The sequence below is a fragment of the Candidatus Polarisedimenticolaceae bacterium genome (assembly GCA_036376135.1).
In the GTDB taxonomy this organism is placed as follows: Bacteria; Acidobacteriota; Polarisedimenticolia; order Polarisedimenticolales; family DASRJG01; genus DASVAW01.
On record DASVAW010000158.1, the window covers coordinates 25,047 to 45,424 of the forward strand.

Genomic DNA, 20,378 nt, shown 5'->3' on the forward strand with positions numbered 1-20,378 from the left:
GCCGACATGTCGCCGGCCACGGTGGCCGCGACGAACGGCCGACGGACTTCAGAACCCGGCGACCCAGCGCCCGATCTGGGCGACGACGAAACAGATCGAGAACCCAAGCACGAGCGGAAGGGCGACGGAGACCGTCGTCCACTTCATCGAGCCCGTCTCCTTGTAGATCGTGTAGATCGTCGTGGAGCACGGGTTGTGAAAGAGGCTGAAGAGCATGAGGTTCACACCCGTCAACGCCGTCCAGCCCGCGCCGCGCAGCAGGACCTCGACCTCCTGCGCCTGGTCGAGCTCGAACATCACGCCGGCCCCGGCTCCGACGCCGACGATGCCCCGGGTCAGCACGGTCAGCATCAGGATCGTGGGGATCACGATCTCGTTGGCGGGGATCGCGACGACGTAGGCGAGGAGGATCACCCCGTTCAGACCGATCAGCAACCCCACGGGATCGAGCCAATCGACGAGCACGTGCGCGAGCGTCTGTCCGCCGAGGTGGATGTTGCCGACGAGCCAGATCGCCGCCCCCGCGGGAGCCGCGAAGACGACCGCACGCCACAGGACGATCAGTGTCCGGTCGACGAGCGAGGTATAGAGCGTGCTCAGGATCCGGGGAGGACGGTAGGGGGGCAGCTCGAGGCTGAAGGTCGTCGGCTCGCCGCGAAGCGCGGTTCGGGTGAGAAACCAGGACGAGACCAGCGCGGCGGCGACCCCGAGCAACGTCACCGCCACCACCGCGCCCGCGGCGACGAGCCCGGCGAGCCCCGCCGGAGCGACGGAGCCGAGGAAGATCGTCGCGACGAGGATCTGCGTCGGCCATCGCCCGTTGCACAACGAGAAGTTGTTGGTGAGGATCGCGACGAGCCGTTCGCGGGGGCTGTCGATGACTCGCGTCGCGACGACGCCCGCCGCGTTGCAGCCGAACCCCATGCACATCGTGAGCGCCTGCTTTCCGTGGGCGCCGGCTCGACGGAACAGGGGATCGAGGTTGAAGGCGACGCGGGGGAGGTATCCGAAGTCCTCGAGGAGGGTGAAGAGCGGGAAGAAGATCGCCATCGGAGGCAACATGACCGCGATGACCCACGCGGTGGCCAGGTAGACCCCGTCGGCCAGCAGACCGGTGAGCCACGACGGCGAGCCGACGGCCACGAGCGCCGCGCGCACCCAGCCGTGGCCGTGGTCGACGAGCGCGGTCGCGAGCATCGAGGAGGGGACGTTCGCCCCGGCGATCGTCAGCCAGAAGACGACCGCGAGCATCAGCAACATGACGGGGAAACCCCAGAGGCGGCTGGTCAGCAGGCGGTCGAGGGTCCGATCGAGGTCGAAGCGGGCCCGGCGCAGTCCGGAGAGCTGGACCTTCGCCGCGATCCGCTCGGCGGCGGCGAAGATGGCCTCGGTGATCCGGTCGTGAAAGTCGGGAGGGAGCTTCCAGCGCTCGTCTCGGGCGACCGCGAGGATCCGCACGCCCTCCGGATGGTCCGGCGGATCGGCTTCGTCCCGCTCCGATGGCCTCGAACCGCCCGCGACGTCCGCGGCCAGCGCGCCCAGCTCCCGCTGGCGCACGGCACGGGCGACGCGTTCGTCGGCGTTCAGCAGGCGCAACGCGACCCAGCGGGCATTCGGCAGCCCCGGGATCGCCGCCTCCACCGCATCCGCAACGGTCGCGATCCGCGATTCGATCTCGACGGCGTGGCGGAGGATGCGAAACGGCCGCGTCGGCTGCTCGCCGCGGGCCATGCGCGCGATCGCCTCGCGCAGCGCATCGATGCCTTCGCCTTTCCGCGCGGATGCCGCGATCACCGGTACACCGAGCTCGCGGGAGAGAGCCTCCGGATCGATGCCGATGCCGTGGCGTCGCGCCTCGTCCATGAGATTGAGGCAGAGGACGACGCGGTCCGTCACCTCCAGGACCTGGAGCGCGAGGTTCAGATTCCGCTCGAGGCGGGTCGCGTCCAGCACGACGACGGTCACGTCGGGGCGCCCGAACAGCAGGAAGTCGCGCGCGACCTCCTCGTCGGTGCTCCCCGCCTGCAGGCTGTACGTTCCGGGGAGGTCGACGATCTTGAATCGCTTCCCCTCCTGCTCGAAGCGACCCTCGGCGCGTGACACGGTCTTCCCGGGCCAGTTCCCGGTGTGCTGGCGCATGCCGGTGAGGGCGTTGAACACCGTGCTCTTGCCGGTGTTCGGGTTCCCCGCGAGGGCGACGACGAAGTCGAACCGCTCCGGGCGGGCGTCGATCTGGACGAGTTTCGGAGCGCGGCCGACGCCGATCACGAGGACACCGCTTCGGATGCGGTCTCGACGGGATCGAGCTCGATCCACTCCGCCTGGGCTCGGCGGAGCGCGATCAGGGCGCCGCGTACGCGGTAGGCGACGGGGTCGCCGCCCAGGCTCGCGAATTCCGCACGGATCGAGGTGCCCGGGACGATCCCGAGGTCGAGGAGCCGGCGCCGCTGTGCCCCCTGGCAGGCGGGGGAGAGACGCCGGACCCTACCGCTCCTGCCCGCCGCGAGGCCCGCGAGGGTGCGAACCCCCGGCGCTTCGAGCTCGGTCGTGGGAAACACCGTGATCGCCGGCGCCAGCACGCGGGCCAGCTCGGTGACCCGACCTTCGATCTCGACACGCACCGTCGACGGGGTCGACTCACGCAGCCGCACGAGCGAACCCACGTGGAGACCGGCCGATCGGAGGCGCTCGAACGCCTCGGGAGGCTCGTCCTCGAGATGGACCACCCGCCCCCCGTCTCCCGGCGCGAGCGCCGAAAGCGCCACCCCGCGGGACGGCGGGAGCTCGCCGTCCGCGGTCGGAATCGGATCCCCGTGTGGATCGAACCGGGGGTGGCCCATCCGGGCGGCGAGCGCCTCGACCTCTTCGCGGGAAAGTTCGTGCTCCCTGGCGTCGGCGAGGGCGTGCCATTCCTCGGGCTCCACTCCCGTGCGATCGGCGAGGTACCGCTCGAGGAGGCGGTGGCTCCGTACGATCCGCAGCGCGTAGGCGCGTCCCTCCTCGGTGAGCACGACCCCCGCCCCTTCGGCTCGGGCGAGGGCGCGGTCCTGGAGGCGGGTGAGGATCTCCAAGGCGCGCTCCCGACGGATCTCGAGAGCACCGGCCAGGGTGTCCGCGTGGGCCGGCTGGCCGTCCGCCGTGGCGTGAAACAGGTGCTTGAGGGCGTCCTCGATCAGGACCTGTTCCGACCGCCGGGGCGACCGCGCACGGGTCGGACCTCCCCGTCGAGGCCACAGCAACAACACGATCACGACCGCGACGAGGACGAACGTCAGCAAGGCGACGCGTGGATCGATCACAGAAAGCACGACTTAGAGATACTTCAAACTTCAGATTTTGGCCAGCCAAAAAAACATGCGGGGGCGAACTGGACGACCCGTCCCCGCTCGAGGGAGGGGAGGGGGCGCTCCGCCACCCTGCGCCATCGGTCCCACGACGAGCGTCGGGCGATCTCGTCGATCCCGTCCCCAGCCCAGACCAGCAGGCAACCCTCCTTCGAGACCACCGAAGCGAGCTTCGGGAGCAACCGCTCCCACCCCCCCATCGCCCGCGTCGCGAGCACCGCGATCGGCCCGACGGGTTCGAGATCCGACGGGCGCTGCACGTTCGATTGAAGGACCCGTCCTCCGCCGAGGCCCGAAACGCTCAGAGCCCGAGAAAGAAACTCCGCCTTCCGCGGGGAGCTTTCCACCAATACCGGGATCAACCCGGGCCTGGCCAGCGCGAGGGGGATTCCCGGGTAGCCGTTGCCGCTGCCGAGGTCGACGAGGGTCCCGCCCAGGGTCGCGTCGAGCAGCGCAGCGCCGACCAGCGACTCGCTGACGTGCCGTTGGACGAATGCCTTCGGATCGCGGATTGCGGTGAGATGAAGTCTCTCGTTGCAGCCGTCCACGGCGCGGGCGTGGGCGGCGAGCGCGGCGACCTGCTCCGACGTCAGGGGCACGCCCACCTCGGCCCCGACGCGGTCGATCGCCCCCTCGAGGTCGAAGGCGTCGAACAGGCTCACCGCGCGCACTCGCGCTCGACGTAGGCGGCGAGCAAGGCGAGCGCGGGAGGGGTCATGCCGTCGATGCGACCGGCGCGGCCGATCGTTTCGGGTCGGATCCGCTCGAGTTTCTCGACGATCTCGTGCGAGAGGCCGGGCAGCCCCCGGAAGCGCATGTCCTCCGGAATGCGCCGCGACCCCGATCGGCGGACCCGTTCGGCCTCGCGCCGCTGCCGTTCGACATAACCCGCGTACCGGATCCGGTCGGCCACCGCCTCGCGATCGCGCGAAGACAATCGAGCGAGCGACGGGCTCCCGGCGCACACCGACCCGACGTCGCCGTCGGGCCGGCGCAGGAGGTCCGCGGTGGTGAGCGACCCCTCGCGGCGCTCTCGTTCCGCCGCCGCGCACGCGGCGTCGAGCATCGCGCCGCGCGCCGCTTCCCGCTCCGCGACCGCCTTCCCGACGAGACCCAGCCGCCGTCCGTGCGGATGGAGTCGTCGCGGCGCGGACTCGACGCCGAGCAGGAGCCGGTACTCGGCCCTCGAGGTGAACATCCGGTACGGCTCGCTCGTGCCGCGAGTGACGAGATCGTCGACGAGGACGCCGAGGTAGGCCTCCTCGCGGCCGAGGACCAGGGGAGGTGCCCCCGCGGCGGCGAGGGCCGCGTTGATCCCCGCCATCAGGCCGAGCCCGGCCGCCTCCTCGTACCCCGTCGTCCCGTTGATCTGGCCGGCGAGGTACAGGCCGCGCACGCGTTTCGTCTCGAGGGTGGGATGCAGCTCCGTGGGGTCGACGTAGTCGTACTCGACGGCGTATCCCGGCCGGATGATCTCGGCGGACTCGAGCCCCTCGACGGCGTGCACCATCTCCAGCTGCACGTCCGGGGGCAGCGACGTCGAGAACCCGTTCACGTAGAGCAGGTCGCTGTCCAGCCCTTCCGGCTCGAGGAAGAGCTGATGTCGGTCCCGGTCGGAGAACCGCACGACCTTGTCCTCGAGGGATGGGCAATACCGCGGCCCCCGGGCGCGGATCGCCCCGCTGAACAGCGGGCTGCGGTCGAGGTTGGAGGCGACGGTCCGATGGACGCGCTCGTTGGTGAAGGCGATGTGGCAGGGGACCTGCGGCAACGTCGGTGCCGTGGTGCGGGACGAGAAGAAGCTGGGCTCCACGTCGCCGGGCTGCGAAGGGAATCGATCCAGGTCGACGCTCGACCGGCGCAGCCGCGGCGGCGTGCCGGTCTTGAACCGCCCCATCCGGAACCCGAGCCCGCGGAGAGACTCCGACAGCGCGTTCGCCGGCTCCTCGCCGACGCGCCCGCCGGGGGCCTGCTCGAGCCCCACGTGCAGCAGGCCCCGCAGGAACGTCCCCGTCGTGACGACCACGCGTTCGGCGAGGCAGTTCCTCCCGTCCGCGAGCTCCACGCCGCGCGCCACGCCCCCCTCCACGACGAGGCGGGTGACCTCGCCCTCGAGGAGCGTGAGCCCGGGGCACTCCCGTACCGTCGCCAGCATCGTCCGGTGGTAGATCTCCTTGTCCTGCTGGGCGCGCGGCCCACGGACCGCGGGCCCGCGCGAGCGATTGAGAAGCCGGAACTGGATCCCGCACGCATCCGCGACGCGCGCCATCGCGCCGCCCAGCGCGTCGATCTCTGCGACGAGATGCCCCTTGGCCAGCCCTCCGATCGCGGGATTGCAGGACATCCTTGCGACCGAAGACGGGCGCAAGGTGACGAGCGCGGTCGCGCGCCCCATGCGCGCCGACGCCAGCGCCGCCTCGCATCCGGCGTGCCCCGCGCCCACGACCACCACGTCGAACCGGTGCACGCTCACTTCCCGATGCAGAACGTGGAGAAGATCCGATCGTACAGCGCGTCGTGCGCGAGCTCGCCCACGATCTCCGCGAGGCTCGCTTGCGCCTCCCTCAGGTCCTCGATCGCGAGCTCTTCCGAGAGGCCCGAGGACAGCGCCGAAGCGGCGCGCTCCATCGCCTCCACCCCCGAGCGGATCGCCTCCGCGTGGCGGGCGTCGGTGACGAGCGCGTCCTCGGCGGGCCGGCTGCCCGCGAGCGCGGCGCCGAGCGCCGCGCGCAAGGCGTCGAGCCCCGAGCCGGTCACCGCCGAGACCGGCACCGCCCCCTCGGGAGGTTGCGCGTCGCCCCCGGGCAGGTCGCACTTGTTCCACGCGAGGATCGCCGGACCGTTCCGTGCCAGGACCTCCCGCTCGACCTCGCCCGGAGCACGCGTCCGGTCGAGGACCAGGATCACGACGTCGGCGCCGGCCACGGCCTCCCGCGCGCGCCGGACCCCCTCGCGCTCCACGGGGTCGGCGTCGTCCCGCAGACCCGCCGTGTCCACGAGCCTCGCCGGGATCCCGTCGACGTCGAGGGTCTCCTCGAGCGTGTCCCGCGTCGTGCCCGGAACCGGGGAGACGATCGCCCGTTCGCGAGCGAGGAGCGCGTTGAACAGCGAGGACTTGCCGGCGTTGGGACGCCCGGTGAGGGCGACGGTCGCCCCCTCGCGGACCAGCCGGCCGGTGCGGTACGAAGCCAGCAGCGACGAGGCCTCCGCGAGGAGCGACGCGAGGCTCTCTTCGAGCGCCCGCGGCGGGAGGTGCACCTCCGACTCCTCCACGAACTCGACGGCGGCCTCGGCCCGGGCCACGAGGTCGAGCAACCGCTCGCTCAGCGGCCGGATCCGCGCCGAGATCGCCCCCTCGGCCTGGGCGAGCGCGACGCGGGCCTGATAGGCCGTACGCGCCTCGATCAGGTCGCGTACGGCCTCGGCTCGCGGCAGATCGAGGCGACCGTTCCGAACGGCGCGATAGCTGAACTCACCCGGGCCGGCCGCCGCGCACCCGCCGCGCAGCGCCGCGTCGAGCAACGCCCGCAGCACCGGCGGGCTCCCGTGGGTCCACAGCTCCGCGGCGGGCTCGCCGGTGAACGACGACGACGCGGCGAACAAGACGAGGAAGCCGTGGTCGATCGCCCGGCCGTCCCCGTCGAGGAACGTCCCGAACACCGGTCGGCCCCCCGGAAGGGGGCGAGCACCCTCGCGGCGGGCGCGGAACCGCGCGAGCGCCTGCCGATGGGCGTCGGGTCCGCTCAGGCGCACGGCGCCGATCCCGCCGCGGCCCGCGGGAGTCGCTACGGCAGCGACGGTCCGCTCGAGGTCCAGCATCGCGGCACGAGCTCAGTCCGACCCACGCTCGATGCGCACGCGTTTGAGGAAGCCCTCGCCCTCGGAGCGAGAGACGACCCCCTGGGTCTCTCGAACGGTCAGGTGCACGAGGCGCCGCTCGTAGGGGTTGAGCTCGTCGAGAACCTCGCTTTTCCCCGTTCGCGACACCGCGAGCGCGGTCTCGCGCGCGAGCGCGACGAGCTCCTCGTCGCGGCGGTCGCGGAACCCGGCGCACTCCACGCGTACCGAGCCCGCCTCCGGCCATGACCGGCGGCCCATGCGCTGCAGCAGGAACTCGAGGGCTTCGAGCACCTCCCCGTCGTTGCGCAGCAGCGGCTTGAGGTCGGGGCCGTCGATGCGCAGCGTCCACCCGGAGGCGTGCGCGACGGCGCTTGCGCTCGCGCGCAGCCCCATCAGCGACAACATCCGGTTGGCGGTGCTCTCGAGGCCGGCGGGGGGCGAGACGCGCGGCGCGGGCGCGGGCGCGGCGATCGACGTCGGTTCCGCGGGGGGGACGGACGTCGCGTGTGTTTCCCCCGTCGCGACGCGCACGCGCACCTGGCGCGCGCCGAGGCCGAACACGCCGCGGCGCCCTTCGTCGACGAGCTCCCAGGCGAGCTCGTCCACCGGGCGACCGAGGGCGGAGCTCGCGGCGCCGAGCGCTTCGTCGAGGTCGTTGCCTTCGAATTCGCGCGCGTTCATCGCTCAGCCCTGCGACGGCGCGGCGGCCTGGAGCCTCGCGACGTGACGGTTCACGAGCCACTGCTGCCCGATCCCGAGGAGATTGTTGACGAACCAGTACAGAACGAGTCCGCTCGGCAGGTTGAGGAACATGACGGTGAAGACGATCGGCATCAGGAGCAGCATCCGCTGCTGCGCGGGGTCCATTCCGGAGGCCGGGGTCATCTTCTGCTGGATGAACATCGTCGCGCCCATCAGCAGCGGGGTGATGTAATACGGATCGCGCTGCGTGAGGTCCTGGATCCAGCCGAAAAACGGTGCGCCGCGCAGCTCGACCGCGACCGTCAGCATGTTGTAGAAGGCGATGAGAATCGGGAACTGGATCAGCATCGGCAGGCACCCCGAGACGCCGCCGAAGGGATTCACGCCCTCCTTCTTGTAGAGGGCCATCACCTCCTCGTTCATCTTCTGACGCGACTGCGGGTCCTTCGACTTCTTCCACTTCGCCTGGATCGCCTTCATCTTCGGCTGGACCCGCTGCATCTGCAGGCCGGTCTTCTTCATCTTGACCATCGAGTACTGGTTCAACGGGAAGAAGACGACGCGCAGCAGGACGGTCGCGAGGATGATCGCCACGCCCCAGTTCGCGACCGTGTTCGAGTGGATCCACGCCAGCGCGAGGAAGAGGTACTTCGCGCAGATGTAGATGAGCCCGTAGTCGGAGAACCAGACCACGTCCTCGAGCCCGTGGCCGAGCGCGCGCAGGGAGTGGAACTGCTTGGCGCCGACGAACAGCTGCCCCTTGCCGTCGGGGAAACCCACCGCAGCGACCAGTTGCGGCACGGCCTTCGGCGCTTCGGTGGTCCCGGCCTCGGCGGCGGGTGCGACGTCGGCGCGCCGGATCACGACGTCCCCCGGCACCGATGGAAGGAACAGCGCCGCGAAGTACTGCTCTTCCAGCCCGGCCCAGGTCGTCCCCGCGGCGGCGGGCAGCGCGAGGGTCTCGTCGACCTTGTCGCGGCGCAGTCGCTTGGGCAACGCTCCGGGAACGCGATAAACCGCCTGACCGGTGTAGTGGATGTACCCCCCGGTCACGGCGTCGTCGGCCTCGAGGCCCGGCCCCCACGCCAGGCGCACGGGGACCCTGCGCCCCCGATCGACGACGTCGACCTGCAGGTCGACGAGCGGGCTGTCGGGCCGGAACTCGAGCACCTTCGTCGCCGAGAGGCCGCTCGCATCGGACCAGGAGAACGCGACGCGATCGACGTCGCCGGCCCTCGAGCGCTCCACCTTGAAGAGCGCCTTGTTGAGCGTTTCGCTCAGGGCGGCATCGTCGACGTCGAACGCGAGGGGAAGCCGACCCGACGCGCGTGCCGCCGCCGGGACGAGATTCACGGTCGCGCCGTCGTTCGCCCCGTTGCCCTTCACCTTCCACGCGAGGACCCGGCCCCCCTCGTTGGTGAGCGCGACGTCGAAGAGCGCGGTGTTGATCTCGATCCGTTCCTCCCCCGTCGCCGCGACGGGCGAAGCCGCCGCCGGTTCCGTCGCCGGCGACGACGCGGCGGGGGGCACGGTGGGGGCGTCGGCCGGGCTGTTCGGGGCGGGCGCGGGCGCCGCCGCGACCGGCTCGGCCGAGGGGGTCGGTGCCGGCGCCTTCGTCGGGAAGAGGAAGCCCCATCCCACGAGGATCAGGACGGAGAGTCCGAGGGCGACGATGAAGCGCCGCTCGAGTCCGGGCTCGTCGGGGCGAAGGGGATCGGTCATCTCAGGCTCCGCTCGACGCGACCCTTTCGGGTGCGCGAGACGACTTCGGGGACGGGATCGAACCCGCCCTCGTTCCAGGGGTGGCAACGGGACAGCCGTCGCGCGGCCATCCATCCGCCGCGCACCACGCCGTGCCGATCGATGGCTTCGGCGGCGTACACGGAACAACTCGGATGGAAGCGACAGGCCGGGGGCAACAGCGGGGACACGAACCTCTTGTAGCCACGCAGCAGCCCGACGAGCACGACGCGCGGCTTCACGACTTGAACCGGAGGGCGACGGCGCGAACCTGGTCGCAGAACTCCGCGTCCAGTCGGGCGAACGGCGTCGACCCCGCCCCCTGACGGACGTTCACGACGAGATCGAGTCCGGCCGGCAACGTGCCGCGGCGCAGCCGGAAGATCTCGCGGAGTCTTCGTTTCATGAGGTTGCGAGCCACGGCGCCGCCGAACTTCCTGCTCACCGTCAGCCCCAGACGGGACCAGGCGAGCTCGTTGGGCGAGGCGAAGACCACGATCGACGGGCCCGCGGCGCGCTGGCCGCGGTCGTACACGCGCAGGAACTCCCGCCGGGCAAGCAGGCGAACGGTCGACGGAAACGACCGATCCGCCGGCGGAGCGTCAGGCGGCGAGGCGCTTGCGGCCCTTCTGGCGGCGCCGGGAGAGGACACCGCGGCCTCCCTTGGTGGCCATGCGGGCACGGAAACCGTGCGTCTTCTTTCGCCGGCGGTTGTTGGGCTGAAACGTGCGCTTCATGACGTCGATCCCTCGAAGCTCGCTCGCAAAAGCGGGCATGGTAGGGAACACCCCCGGGGGTGTCAAGCGGCCGATCGCCCCCTCCTTCCCGCCCCTTTCGCCGCCGTTTCCGTTGCCCGCGTCTTCGACCCTGTGGTACGGTCCGGCCGCGATCCAACCGCCAATTCGAGAGCACGCTCACCCTGAGGGGTGTTGTCGGCCGGGCCTACCCTCGGCGGGTCTCGGGAAGGTGGGGGGAGCACGGGTCAAATGTCTGAAAATGTTAGACTTAGGGGGCAGCCGGCGCTCAGTTTACATAATGTTCATGCGCCTTCTGTGAGCACTGTCCGGAACCCCCTGGAGCCATGGCACTTAGACCTGCACCGCGATTTCCACACGTGTGGAAAACCTGTGCAGAGATAGGTGCCCAAGGGGGGAGCGTGGCCGTGGAGACCTTGAACGGCAACACCTGGGAACGGGTCCTCGCGAAGTTGCACGGGAAGGTGAACCCCCACTCCTACACGACCTGGTTCAAGCCGACCTCGCTGCTGAGCGAGGACGGCGAGCACCTCCGCGTCCGGGTGCCGAACGCCTGGTTCGCGGAGTGGCTCCGCACGAACTACCTGGCGCTGATCCACGACACGCTGCGCGAGATGCAGCGTTCCGGCGTCGCGGTGCAGTTCGTCGTTCCGGAAAGGGAACCTTCGGCGGCCCCCTCCGCGCCGCAACCCGCCGCGATGACCGCCCCGGCCGTCGAGCACGCGACTCCCGCGTTCAATCCGCGCTACACGTTCGAGAAGTTCGTCGTGTCGTCGTGTAATCAGTTCGCGCACGCGGCGGCGATGGCGGTGTCCGAGCAGCCGACGCGCACGTACAACCCGCTCTACGTCTACGGCGGCGTCGGCCTCGGCAAGACGCACCTGATGCAGGCGATCGGAAACCACCTCGCGACCAAGCGCCGCAACGTGCGCATGCGGTACATCTCGACCGAACATTTCATGAACGAGCTGATCAACGCGATCCGCTTCGAGAAGACGCTCGAGTTCAAGGAACGCTACCGTTCCGTCGACCTGCTGCTCATCGACGACATCCAGTTCCTCGCGGGAAAGGAACGCACGCAGGAGGAGTTCTTCCACACCTTCAACGCGCTCTACGACGCCCAGAAGCAGATCGTGATCACGAGCGACTGCCCGCCTCGGGAGATCCCCACGCTCGAGGACCGACTTCGGTCCCGGTTCGAGTGGGGGCTCATCGCGGACATCCAGCCGCCGGATCTGGAGACGAAGGTGGCGATCCTCCGCAAGAAGGCGGAGGCGGAGGGGTCGCGGCTGCCGGACGACGTCGCCCTCTACATCGCCTCGAGCACGAAGTCGAACATCCGCGAGCTCGAAGGATCGCTCATCCGCGTCGTCGCGTACGCGTCGATGTCGGGTCGGGAGATCTCGCTCGACCTCGCCAAGGACACGTTGAAGGACGTGCGTCCGACGGAGGCTCCGGGCGTCACGGTCGAAGCCATCCAGAAGACCATCGCCAATCACTTCAACATCCGGGTGTCCGAGCTCCGGTCGAAGAACAACAGCCAGACGATCGCCTTCCCGCGCCAGATCGCGATGTACCTCTGCAAGCAGATGACGCCGTGCTCGCTCCCGGAGATCGGCCGGCGCTTCGGGGGCAAGCATCACTCGACGGTGATCCACGCGATCCAGAAGATCGAGGGCAAGCGGGCGAAGGAGAAGGAATTCGACAGGTTGATCGAACACTTCTCCACGGCCCTGCGGTAGTTGCACGGTTTTCCGCAGGCGTCCACAGCGGTGGGCCTGTGGACGGGACGCGGCCACCCGGTTCATCATGGCCGGGCACAGGAGCCTGAAGGAGGAGCAGGGCGGTTTCCACACCGCCGCGTACGGTTGAAGCGAAGGCAAACACTGGGGTTGCGCCGCGATCCACAATTCGGCGTCCCCTAGTGCTGGAACTACGATTTCTCTTTCTCGAAGAAATCGTTCGAGTAGGAAACCAAGGCGAGGAAACCCATGGAGTTCGTGATTCGTCGGGAAGATCTGGTTCGCGAGCTGCAGACCGTGACCGGGGTCGTGGAGAAGCGTGCGACGCTCCCCATCCTCGCGAACCTCCTGCTCGAGGCAGGCCCCAACGGGCTCGAGGTCGGAGCGAGCGATCTCGAGGTCACCGTGCGCGGGACCACCAAGGCCACGGTGCGCAAGCCCGGGAGCGTGACCCTGCCCGCGGCCAAGCTCTACGAGATCGCGCGCTCGCTGCCGGACTCGGAAGTCCAGTTCAAGCTCGGCGACCGCAGCCAGATGGCCATCGTCTGCGACAGGACCCGCTACAAGATCGCCGGGCAGTCGCGAGACGAGTTCCCGAAGTTCCCGGACGTGGACGTGACCAAGGGCGTGCGCCTCCCCGCCGCGGCCCTTCGCGAGATGATCGACCGCGTGAGCTTCGCGATCACGACCGAGGATCCCCGCTACTCGCTGCGCGGGGCGTTGCTCCTGCTCCACGAAGGCAACCTGACCCTGGTCGCGACCGACGGTTACCGTCTCGCCTACGTCCGTCGCACGATCGAGACCCCGAAGGGCGCGGGGGAGACGCGCCTGGTCGTTCCGAGGAAGGCCCTGGCCGAGGTATCCAAGCTGGCGGCGGAGCTTCCGGAGGGGGAGTTCGTCACGCTCGGTCGCAGCGGCGAGCACATCTTCTTCGCCGTGGGCGGCCACGTCCTCACGACCACCGTTCCCGAGGGCGCCTTCCCGAAGTACGAGGAAGTGATGCCCAAGCAGTGCGCGACCAGCGTGAGCCTGTCCACGGCCGAGCTGACGGACGCCGTGCGGCGCGTCTCGTTGCTCGCGAGCGACCGGTTCGGCAAGGCGGTCCGCTTCGCCCTCTCCCAGGGGCGACTCGAGCTGTCGAGCGAGACCGAACTCGGGGAAGCCCACGAGGAGCTCCCGGTCGACTACGCCGGCGACGAGAAGACCATCGGGTTCAACGCGAGGTACCTGCTCGACTTCCTCTCCGTCGTCTCGACGGATCGCGTGCGCATGGAGCTCGATCCGAAGCGACCCGGGGAGGACGACTCGAAGCGCAAGGCGGGGGACAAGCCCGGGCAGTTCCAGCCCGAGCCCCCGGGCGAGCTCGAGTACCGCTACATCGTGATGCCTCGGGATCTGTGATCGTCCCCGCCTTTGTGGCTGCGTCGACTCACGGCGGATCGCCTTCGTAACCTCAAGGCCATATCCGTCGATCTCGCCTCGGGGCTCACCGTCGTCACGGGGCGCAACGGCATGGGCAAGACGAGCCTGCTCGAGGCGGTCTATCTGCTCGGCACGGGGCATTCGTTCCGCACGCGGCGCCTGGAAGAGCTCATCGCCCGGGACGGGGGCCCGTTGCGCGTGGGGGGGGAGATCTCCCGCCGCACCGGCGAGGAGCGGCTCGCCGTCGTGCTCGAGCGGAACGAACGCCGGCTGCTCGCCGGCGGCGGCGAATGCGACCTCGAGCGTTTCCTGGGAAGGCTCGACCTCGTCGCGCTCCCCGGGGACGCGCCGCGCGTGCTGCGTGAAGGTCCCGACGGTCGCCGTCGTTTCCTCGACAGCGGGCTCGTCGGCGTGCAGCCCGGGTTCCTACGGGCGCTGGGGGAATACCGGCGCACCCTTGCCGAGCGCAACGCCCTGCTCAAGGCCCGCGGGCGCGACGACGCCTCCCGGCGGCGGGAGCTGGCGGCCTGGGACGAGAGGCTGGCCGGCAGCGCCGCGCGACTCCACCGGGAGCGCCGCGCCTACGCGACCGCGCTGGCGGCGAGGCTCGGCGAGGTCGAGCGGGCGCTGTTCCCGGACGGCGAGACCTTCACGCTGCGTTACCTTCCGTCGCCGGAGGCCGTCGTCGAGGAAGATCCGATCCGCTTTCCGGAGCTCTACCTCGAGCGACTCGATCGCGATCGGGGGCGCGACCTCGCGCTGGGCTTCACCGGCTCGGGGCCGCATCGCGACGACTTCGCCCTCGAGCTCGACGGGAGCGACCTCCGCCGGTTCGGATCCGGTGGGCAGGTTCGCGCCGCCATGGTAGCCTTGAGCGTCGCCAAGCTCGGTTTCCTGAAGGAATTGCGGGGCGAGTCTCCGCTGTTCCTGATGGACGATTTCGATTCGGATCTCGACGAGCCGCGCGGCGCCGCCCTGGCCGAGTACCTGCACGGCGGGAGCTTCCAGGCGGTGCTCGTCACGGCCAAGGAAGGGTTGGCGGGCAACCTGGTGGTGCCGTCGCTCAGGATCCGGATGGAGAACGGCGAGGCCTCGAAGAACTGAGCCTCGCGAGCCGGGCCGTTCGAGTCCGCACATGGTCGCCCGCGAGGGACCCGAGGGGGTCCTCGATGGGAGGCAAGGCGGGCATGGAAAGGGTTCATGGCCGACGATCCCACCACGAATCAGGTTTACGACGCCAGCAGCATCAAGGTCCTCGAGGGGCTCGAGGCGGTCCGCAAGCGCCCCGCGATGTACATCGGCTCCACGGGAGCCATGGGCCTCCACCACCTCGTCTACGAGGTCGTGGACAACTCGGTGGACGAGGCGCAGGCCGGCTACTGCAGCCACATCGAGGTCGCGATCCACCTGGACAACTCGGTCACCGTCATCGACGACGGCCGGGGCATCCCGGTCGACATGCACCCGACCGAAGGGAAGTCCGCGGCCGAGGTCGTGCTGACCGTCCTGCACGCCGGCGGCAAGTTCGAGAACGACGCCTACAAGGTGTCGGGCGGCCTCCACGGCGTCGGCGTGTCGGTCGTGAACGCGCTCTCCGAGCGCCTCGAAGTCGAGATCTGGCGCGACGGCGGCACGTACCGGCAGGACTTCGAGCGCGGCAAGCCCGTGTCCGATTTCCGACAGGTCGGGACCACCAAGCGGCGCGGCACCAAGATCACCTTCAAGCCCGACGCGCAGGTGTTCGAGGAGCTCGTCTACTCCTACGACACCCTGTCGCAGCGGCTGCGCGAGCTCGCGTTCCTCAACAAGGGCGTCGAGATCAAGCTGCGCGACGATCGCGGCGAGAAGGTGCGCGAGAGCGTCTTCCACTACCAGGGCGGGATCGTCGAGTTCGTCGAGCACCTCAACAAGACGAAGCAGACGCTCCACCCGAAGCCGATCACTCTCGAAGGGGAGTCCGAAGGCGTCTTCCTCGAGATCGCGATGCAGTGGAACGACTCCTACCAGGAGACGATCTACACCTTCGCGAACTCGATCAACACGCACGAGGGCGGCACGCACCTCGTCGGCTTCAAGGCGGCGCTGACGCGCTCGATCAACAACTTCCTCCAGCAGGCCAATCTCGGTAAGGACGCCAAGGACATCCAGCTGCAGGGCGAGGATTGCCGCGAAGGCCTCGCCGCGGTCATCTCGGTCAAGATCCCGAAGCCGCAGTTCGAAGGCCAGACCAAGACCAAGCTCGGCAACTCCGAGGTTCGCGGGCAGGTCGAGGCGCTCGTCAACGACAAGCTCGGGGCCTTCTTCGAGCAGAACCCGTCGATCGCCAAGGCGATCATCCTGAAGAGCGTGGATTCGGCGCGCGCCCGCGAAGCCGCGCGGAAGGCGCGCGAGCTGACCCGGCGCAAGGGCGCGCTCGACTCGGGATCGCTGCCCGGCAAGCTCGCCGACTGCCAGGAGCGCGACCCCGCGCTGTGCGAGCTGTACCTCGTCGAGGGCGACTCGGCGGGAGGCTCCGCCAAGCAGGGGCGCGACCGGCGGTTCCAGGCGATCCTGCCGCTGCGAGGGAAGATCCTCAACGTCGAGAAGGCGCGCTTCGACAAGATGCTCTCCCACGAGGAGATCCGGACGATCATCGCCGCGCTCGGGACGGGCATCGGCGAGGACGAGTTCGATCCGGGGAAGCTGCGGTACGGCAAGATCCTGATCATGACCGACGCGGACGTGGACGGCTCGCACATCCGCACGCTCCTCCTGACGTTCTTCTACCGGCAGATGCGGCCGCTCATCGACCGCGGACACGTCTTCATCGCGCAGCCCCCGCTCTACAAGGTGAAACGCGGCAAGGAAGAGCGTTACCTCGCCAACGACAAGGAGCTCAACGCCTTCGTCATCCGCAAGGCCACCGAGGAGCGCGTGCTCGACATCCCCGCGCTCGGGAAGTCCGTGGACGGCACGAGCCTCCACCACCTCCTCCAGGCGCTGATCGACCAGGAGCAGTACCTGACGGCGCTCGAGCGCATGGGGATCGACCGCCGGACCGTCGAGTCGATGCTCGACGGCGGCATCACGGACAAGGCCGACTTCGGCGACCGGGAGAAGATGGACGCGCTGGGGGCGCGCATCGCGGAGCTGGGGCACGAGGTCTCCGCGTCGGACCCCGACGAGGAGCACGGCCTGCTTCAGCTGCACGTCCGCGCGGCGAACCTCGGCCGGCGCGAGTTCAAGGTGAACCTCGAGCTGTGGCAGACCGTCGAGATGCGCCAGCTGCGCCGGTTGCAGCCCTCCGTCGCGGACCTGGGGCGGTCGCCGCTTCGCGTGCGCCACAACGGCGATTCGGTCGAGCTTCCCGACAAGTCGGCCCTGCTCGAGCACCTGCTCGAGGCCGGAAAACGCGGGCTCGTCATCCAGCGCTACAAGGGCCTGGGCGAGATGAACCCCGACCAGCTCTGGGAGACCACGATGGATCCGGAGCGGCGCAGCGTGCTCGAGGTCCGGGTCGAGGATGCCGTCGAGGCCGACCGGCTCTTCTCGATCCTGATGGGGGACGCCGTCGAGCCGCGACGCCAGTTCATCGAGGAGAACGCCCTCGAAGTGCGGAACCTGGACATCTAGATGAGCGAACACGCCGAAAACCGCATCCCGATCAACATCGAGGAGGAGATGCGGCGCTCGTATCTCGATTACGCGATGAGCGTGATCATCGGGCGCGCGCTCCCGGACGTCCGCGACGGCCTGAAGCCGGTCCACCGCCGCGTGTTGTACGCGATGTACGACACCGGCAACACGTCGGACAAGCCGTACCGCAAGTCGGCCCGCACCGTCGGCACCGTGATCGGCAAGTACCACCCCCACGGCGACCAGGCCGTCTACGACACGATCGTGCGTCTCGCGCAGGACTTCTCCATGCGCTACATGCTCGTGGACGGTCAGGGGAACTTCGGCTCCGTCGACGGCGACCCGCCGGCCGCGATGCGGTACACGGAGATCCGGCTCGACAAGATCGCGCACGAGATGGTGCGCGACATCGAGAAGGAGACGGTCGAATTCGGGCCGAACTACGACGGCTCGGAGACCGAGCCGCTCGTCCTTCCGGCGGCGCTCCCGAACCTGCTGGTCAACGGCTCCTCGGGCATCGCCGTCGGCATGGCGACGAACATGCCGCCGCACAACCTCGGCGAGGTCGTGGAGGCGATCAAGCTCTACGTCGAGAACAACGACGTCGAGCTCGACGAGCTGATGGGCGTCCTTCCCGGCCCGGACTTCCCGACCGCGGCGACGATCTACGGCGTCTCGGGGATCCGCCAGGCGTACGCGACCGGACGCGGCCGCGTCATCGTGCGCGGCAAGGCGTCGATCGAGGAGCTGCCCAAGCGCAAGGACCGCTACGCGATCGTGATCACCGAGCTTCCGTACCAGGTGAACAAGGCCCAGCTCATCGAGGAGATCGCCGGGCTCGTGCGCGACAAGCGCATCGAGGGGATCGGCGACATCCGCGACGAGTCCGACCGGGACGGGATCCGCATGGTGCTCGAGCTCAAGAAGGACGAGAACGCCAGCGTCATCCTGAACAACCTGTACAAGTTCACCAAGCTCCAGACGACGTTCGGCGTGAACGCGCTGGCGATCGTGAAGGGCCGGCCCCAGGTCCTCCCGCTCAAGGAGCTGCTCCGCCACTTCGTCGACTTCCGCCGCGAGGTGATCATCCGGCGGACGCAGTTCGACCTTCGCAAGGCCGAAGAGCGGGCCCACATCCTCGAGGGGCTCAAGAAGGCGATCGACCACCTCGACGAGGTGATCTCGCTGATCCGCGCCGCGAAGACGCCGCCCGAGGCCAAGGAAGGGCTCATCTCCCGCTTCGAGTTCTCGGATCTCCAGGCCCAGGCGATCCTCGAGATGCGCCTGCAGCGGCTCACCGGGCTCGAGCGGCAGAAGATCGTCGACGAGTACGAAGAAACCCTCAAGCTCATCGAGCGGCTCAAGCAGATCCTCGCCTCCGAGGCGCTCCAGCTCCGGATCGTCGTGGAGGAGCTCGAGGCGCTCAAGCAGCAGTTCGGCGACCGCCGCCGGACCGAGATCGTCGCGCAGGCCGACGAGATCTCTCTCGAGGACCTCATCCAGGAGGAAGAGGTCGTCATCACCGTCTCCCACACCGGCTACATCAAGCGCACGCCGCTGTCGACGTACCGGTCGCAGCGCCGCGGCGGCAAGGGCCGGATCGGGATGACGACCCGCGAGGAGGACGTGGTCCAGCACCTCTTCACGGCCTCCACCCACGACTACATCCTCGCGTTCACGAACCGCGGGCGGATGCACTGGCTCAAGGTCCACGAGATCCCGGACGTCAGCTCCGCCGGGCGCGGGAAACCCGTCGTCAACCTGATCCAGATCGAGCCGGAGGAGAAGGTGCGCGACGTCGTGGCGGTGCGGGAGTTCCCCGAGGACCGCTACGTCGTGATGGTGTCCCGTAAAGGCACGATCAAGAAGACCGCGCTGAGCGCGTTCTCGAACCCCCGGCGGGCCGGGATCATCGCCCTGACGCTCGACGAGGGGGACGACGTTCTCGGGGTGGGGCTGTCCGACGGTCAGTCCGAGATCTTCCTCGCGACGTCGAAGGGCAAGGCGATCCGGTTCAAGGAGTCCGACGTGCGCCCGATGGGCCGCACGGCGCGCGGCGTGATCGGAATTCGTCTCGCGGAGGGGGACGAGCTCGTCGAGATGGACGTGCTCGCCGGGCGCCCCGACATCCTCTCCGTCACCGCCAACGGCTACGGCAAGCGCACCGCCGTGGAGGAGTACCGGCTGCAGGGCCGCGGCGGCTCCGGGATCATCAACATGCGCACGACGAGCCGCAACGGCGACGTCGTCGCCGCGACCGCCGTCTCCGAGGACGACCAGGCGCTCATGATCACCGCGAACGGCAAGATCATCCGGATGAACGTGAACGGCGTCAGCCGCATCGGCCGCGCCACGCAGGGCGTGCGGCTCATCCAGACCGACGAGGGCGACCGCGTGGTCGCCGCGATTCGCACCGAGGAGCGCGAGGAAGAGGGCACTTCCGCGCCTCTGCAGACCGCGCCGGACCCCGACGACGTCGGCGGCGCCGAGACGGAGGAGGAAGGATGAAGTTCTTCATCGATACCGCGAACATCGACGAGATCCGCGAAGCCGCGTCGCTGGGGATCGTCGACGGCGTGACCACCAACCCGAGTCTCGTCGCGAAGGAGGGGCGCTCGTTCCACGACGTCGTGCGCGAGATCGCCTCGATCGTCGACGGCCCGATCTCCGCCGAGGTCACCGCCCTCGACGCGCCGAGCATGCTCGCGCAGGGAAAGGAGCTCGCCAAGATCCACGACAACGTCGTGATCAAGGTGCCGCTCACGAAGGAAGGCCTGAAAGCCTGCAAGGCGTTCCGCTCGCAGGGAATCCGGGTCAACGTGACGCTCTGCTTCTCGCCGACGCAGGCCCTGCTCGCGGCGAAGTGCGACGCCAGCTACATCAGCCCGTTCGTCGGGAGGCTCGACGACATCTCGCACGACGGGATGGAGCTCATCGCCCAGATCCGCCAGATCTACGACAACTACGGCTTCACGACCGAGATCCTCTCGGCGTCGATCCGGCACCCGATCCACGTGGTGCAATCGGCGCTCGCGGGGGCGGACGTGGGCACCATGCCCTTCAAGGTCATGATGCAGCTCTACGAGCACCCGCTCACGGACCTCGGCCTCAAGAAGTTCCTGGCCGACTGGGAGAAGCTCAAGAAGTAAACAGGGACAGGCAGCGTCTTCTGCGCGCTTGCGCGCGGAAAACGGTGCCTGTCCCTGTTTGTCGTTCGA

16 protein-coding genes are annotated in these 20,378 nt (G+C 69.1%); 6 read left to right on the top strand and 10 right to left on the bottom strand.

The genetic code is table 11. From position 1 onward, the window contains the following. Positions 1–48: 48 nt before the first annotated feature. From feoB to rpmH, 10 genes are read right to left on the bottom strand one after another with little or no spacing between them, the layout of a single operon-like run. The gene (gene feoB / locus VF139_16730) at positions 49–2,268 is read right to left on the bottom strand and encodes a ferrous iron transport protein B (GenBank protein ID HEX6853043.1); all 2,220 of its coding nucleotides are present in this window, start codon (positions 2,266–2,268) and stop codon (positions 49–51) included. Further along, positions 2,265–3,308, bottom strand: coding sequence for an iron dependent repressor, metal binding and dimerization domain protein (locus tag VF139_16735; GenBank protein ID HEX6853044.1), 1,044 nt, complete (start codon positions 3,306–3,308; stop codon positions 2,265–2,267). Before VF139_16735 ends, feoB begins: the two co-directional genes overlap by 4 nt. A gap of 14 nt (positions 3,309–3,322) precedes the next feature. Beyond that, a complete protein-coding gene (locus tag VF139_16740) occupies positions 3,323–4,006 on the bottom strand; it encodes an RsmG family class I SAM-dependent methyltransferase (GenBank protein ID HEX6853045.1) in 684 nt (227 codons plus the stop codon). Continuing rightward, positions 4,003–5,811 carry a tRNA uridine-5-carboxymethylaminomethyl(34) synthesis enzyme MnmG gene (gene mnmG / locus VF139_16745; protein ID HEX6853046.1) on the bottom strand — a complete coding sequence of 603 codons (1,809 nt, stop codon included), beginning with the start codon at positions 5,809–5,811 and terminating at the stop codon, positions 4,003–4,005. Before mnmG ends, VF139_16740 begins: the two co-directional genes overlap by 4 nt. Before the next feature lie 2 nt (positions 5,812–5,813). Further along, positions 5,814–7,163 carry a tRNA uridine-5-carboxymethylaminomethyl(34) synthesis GTPase MnmE gene (gene mnmE, locus VF139_16750; protein ID HEX6853047.1) on the bottom strand — a complete coding sequence of 450 codons (1,350 nt, stop codon included), beginning with the start codon at positions 7,161–7,163 and terminating at the stop codon, positions 5,814–5,816. A 12-nt stretch (positions 7,164–7,175) separates the two neighbouring features. After that, positions 7,176–7,865, bottom strand: coding sequence for a Jag N-terminal domain-containing protein (locus VF139_16755; protein HEX6853048.1), 690 nt, complete (start codon positions 7,863–7,865; stop codon positions 7,176–7,178). Positions 7,866–7,868: 3 nt separating this feature from the next. After that, a complete protein-coding gene (yidC, locus tag VF139_16760) occupies positions 7,869–9,608 on the bottom strand; it encodes a membrane protein insertase YidC (GenBank protein HEX6853049.1) in 1,740 nt (579 codons plus the stop codon). After that, entirely contained in the window at positions 9,605–9,868 is a 264-nt protein-coding gene (gene yidD / locus VF139_16765; protein ID HEX6853050.1) for a membrane protein insertion efficiency factor YidD, read from the bottom strand. Before yidD ends, yidC begins: the two co-directional genes overlap by 4 nt. Continuing rightward, entirely contained in the window at positions 9,865–10,278 is a 414-nt protein-coding gene (gene rnpA, locus VF139_16770) for a ribonuclease P protein component (GenBank protein HEX6853051.1), read from the bottom strand. Before rnpA ends, yidD begins: the two co-directional genes overlap by 4 nt. Next, a complete protein-coding gene (rpmH, locus tag VF139_16775) occupies positions 10,229–10,363 on the bottom strand; it encodes a 50S ribosomal protein L34 (protein HEX6853052.1) in 135 nt (44 codons plus the stop codon). Before rpmH ends, rnpA begins: the two co-directional genes overlap by 50 nt. A 419-nt stretch (positions 10,364–10,782) precedes the next feature. Here rpmH and dnaA point away from each other — a divergent pair, with 419 nt between their 5' ends. From dnaA to fsa, 6 genes are all read left to right on the top strand, one after another. Further along, positions 10,783–12,123, top strand: coding sequence for a chromosomal replication initiator protein DnaA (gene dnaA / locus VF139_16780; protein ID HEX6853053.1), 1,341 nt, complete (start codon positions 10,783–10,785; stop codon positions 12,121–12,123). A gap of 249 nt (positions 12,124–12,372) precedes the next feature. Next, the gene (gene dnaN, locus VF139_16785) at positions 12,373–13,524 is read left to right on the top strand and encodes a DNA polymerase III subunit beta (protein HEX6853054.1); all 1,152 of its coding nucleotides are present in this window, start codon (positions 12,373–12,375) and stop codon (positions 13,522–13,524) included. Between the two features lie 12 nt (positions 13,525–13,536). Next, entirely contained in the window at positions 13,537–14,649 is a 1,113-nt protein-coding gene (gene recF / locus VF139_16790) for a DNA replication and repair protein RecF (GenBank protein HEX6853055.1), read from the top strand. A 96-nt stretch (positions 14,650–14,745) separates the two neighbouring features. Further along, a complete protein-coding gene (gene gyrB / locus VF139_16795; protein HEX6853056.1) occupies positions 14,746–17,157 on the top strand; it encodes a DNA topoisomerase (ATP-hydrolyzing) subunit B in 2,412 nt (803 codons plus the stop codon). Then, entirely contained in the window at positions 17,158–19,668 is a 2,511-nt protein-coding gene (gene gyrA, locus VF139_16800) for a DNA gyrase subunit A (protein ID HEX6853057.1), read from the top strand. Further along, positions 19,665–20,309 (top strand): fructose-6-phosphate aldolase, encoded by a 645-nt coding sequence (gene fsa, locus VF139_16805; GenBank protein HEX6853058.1) that lies wholly within the window; start codon positions 19,665–19,667, stop codon positions 20,307–20,309. The genes gyrA and fsa overlap by 4 nt, the downstream gene beginning before the upstream one ends. Positions 20,310–20,378 lie beyond the last annotated feature (69 nt).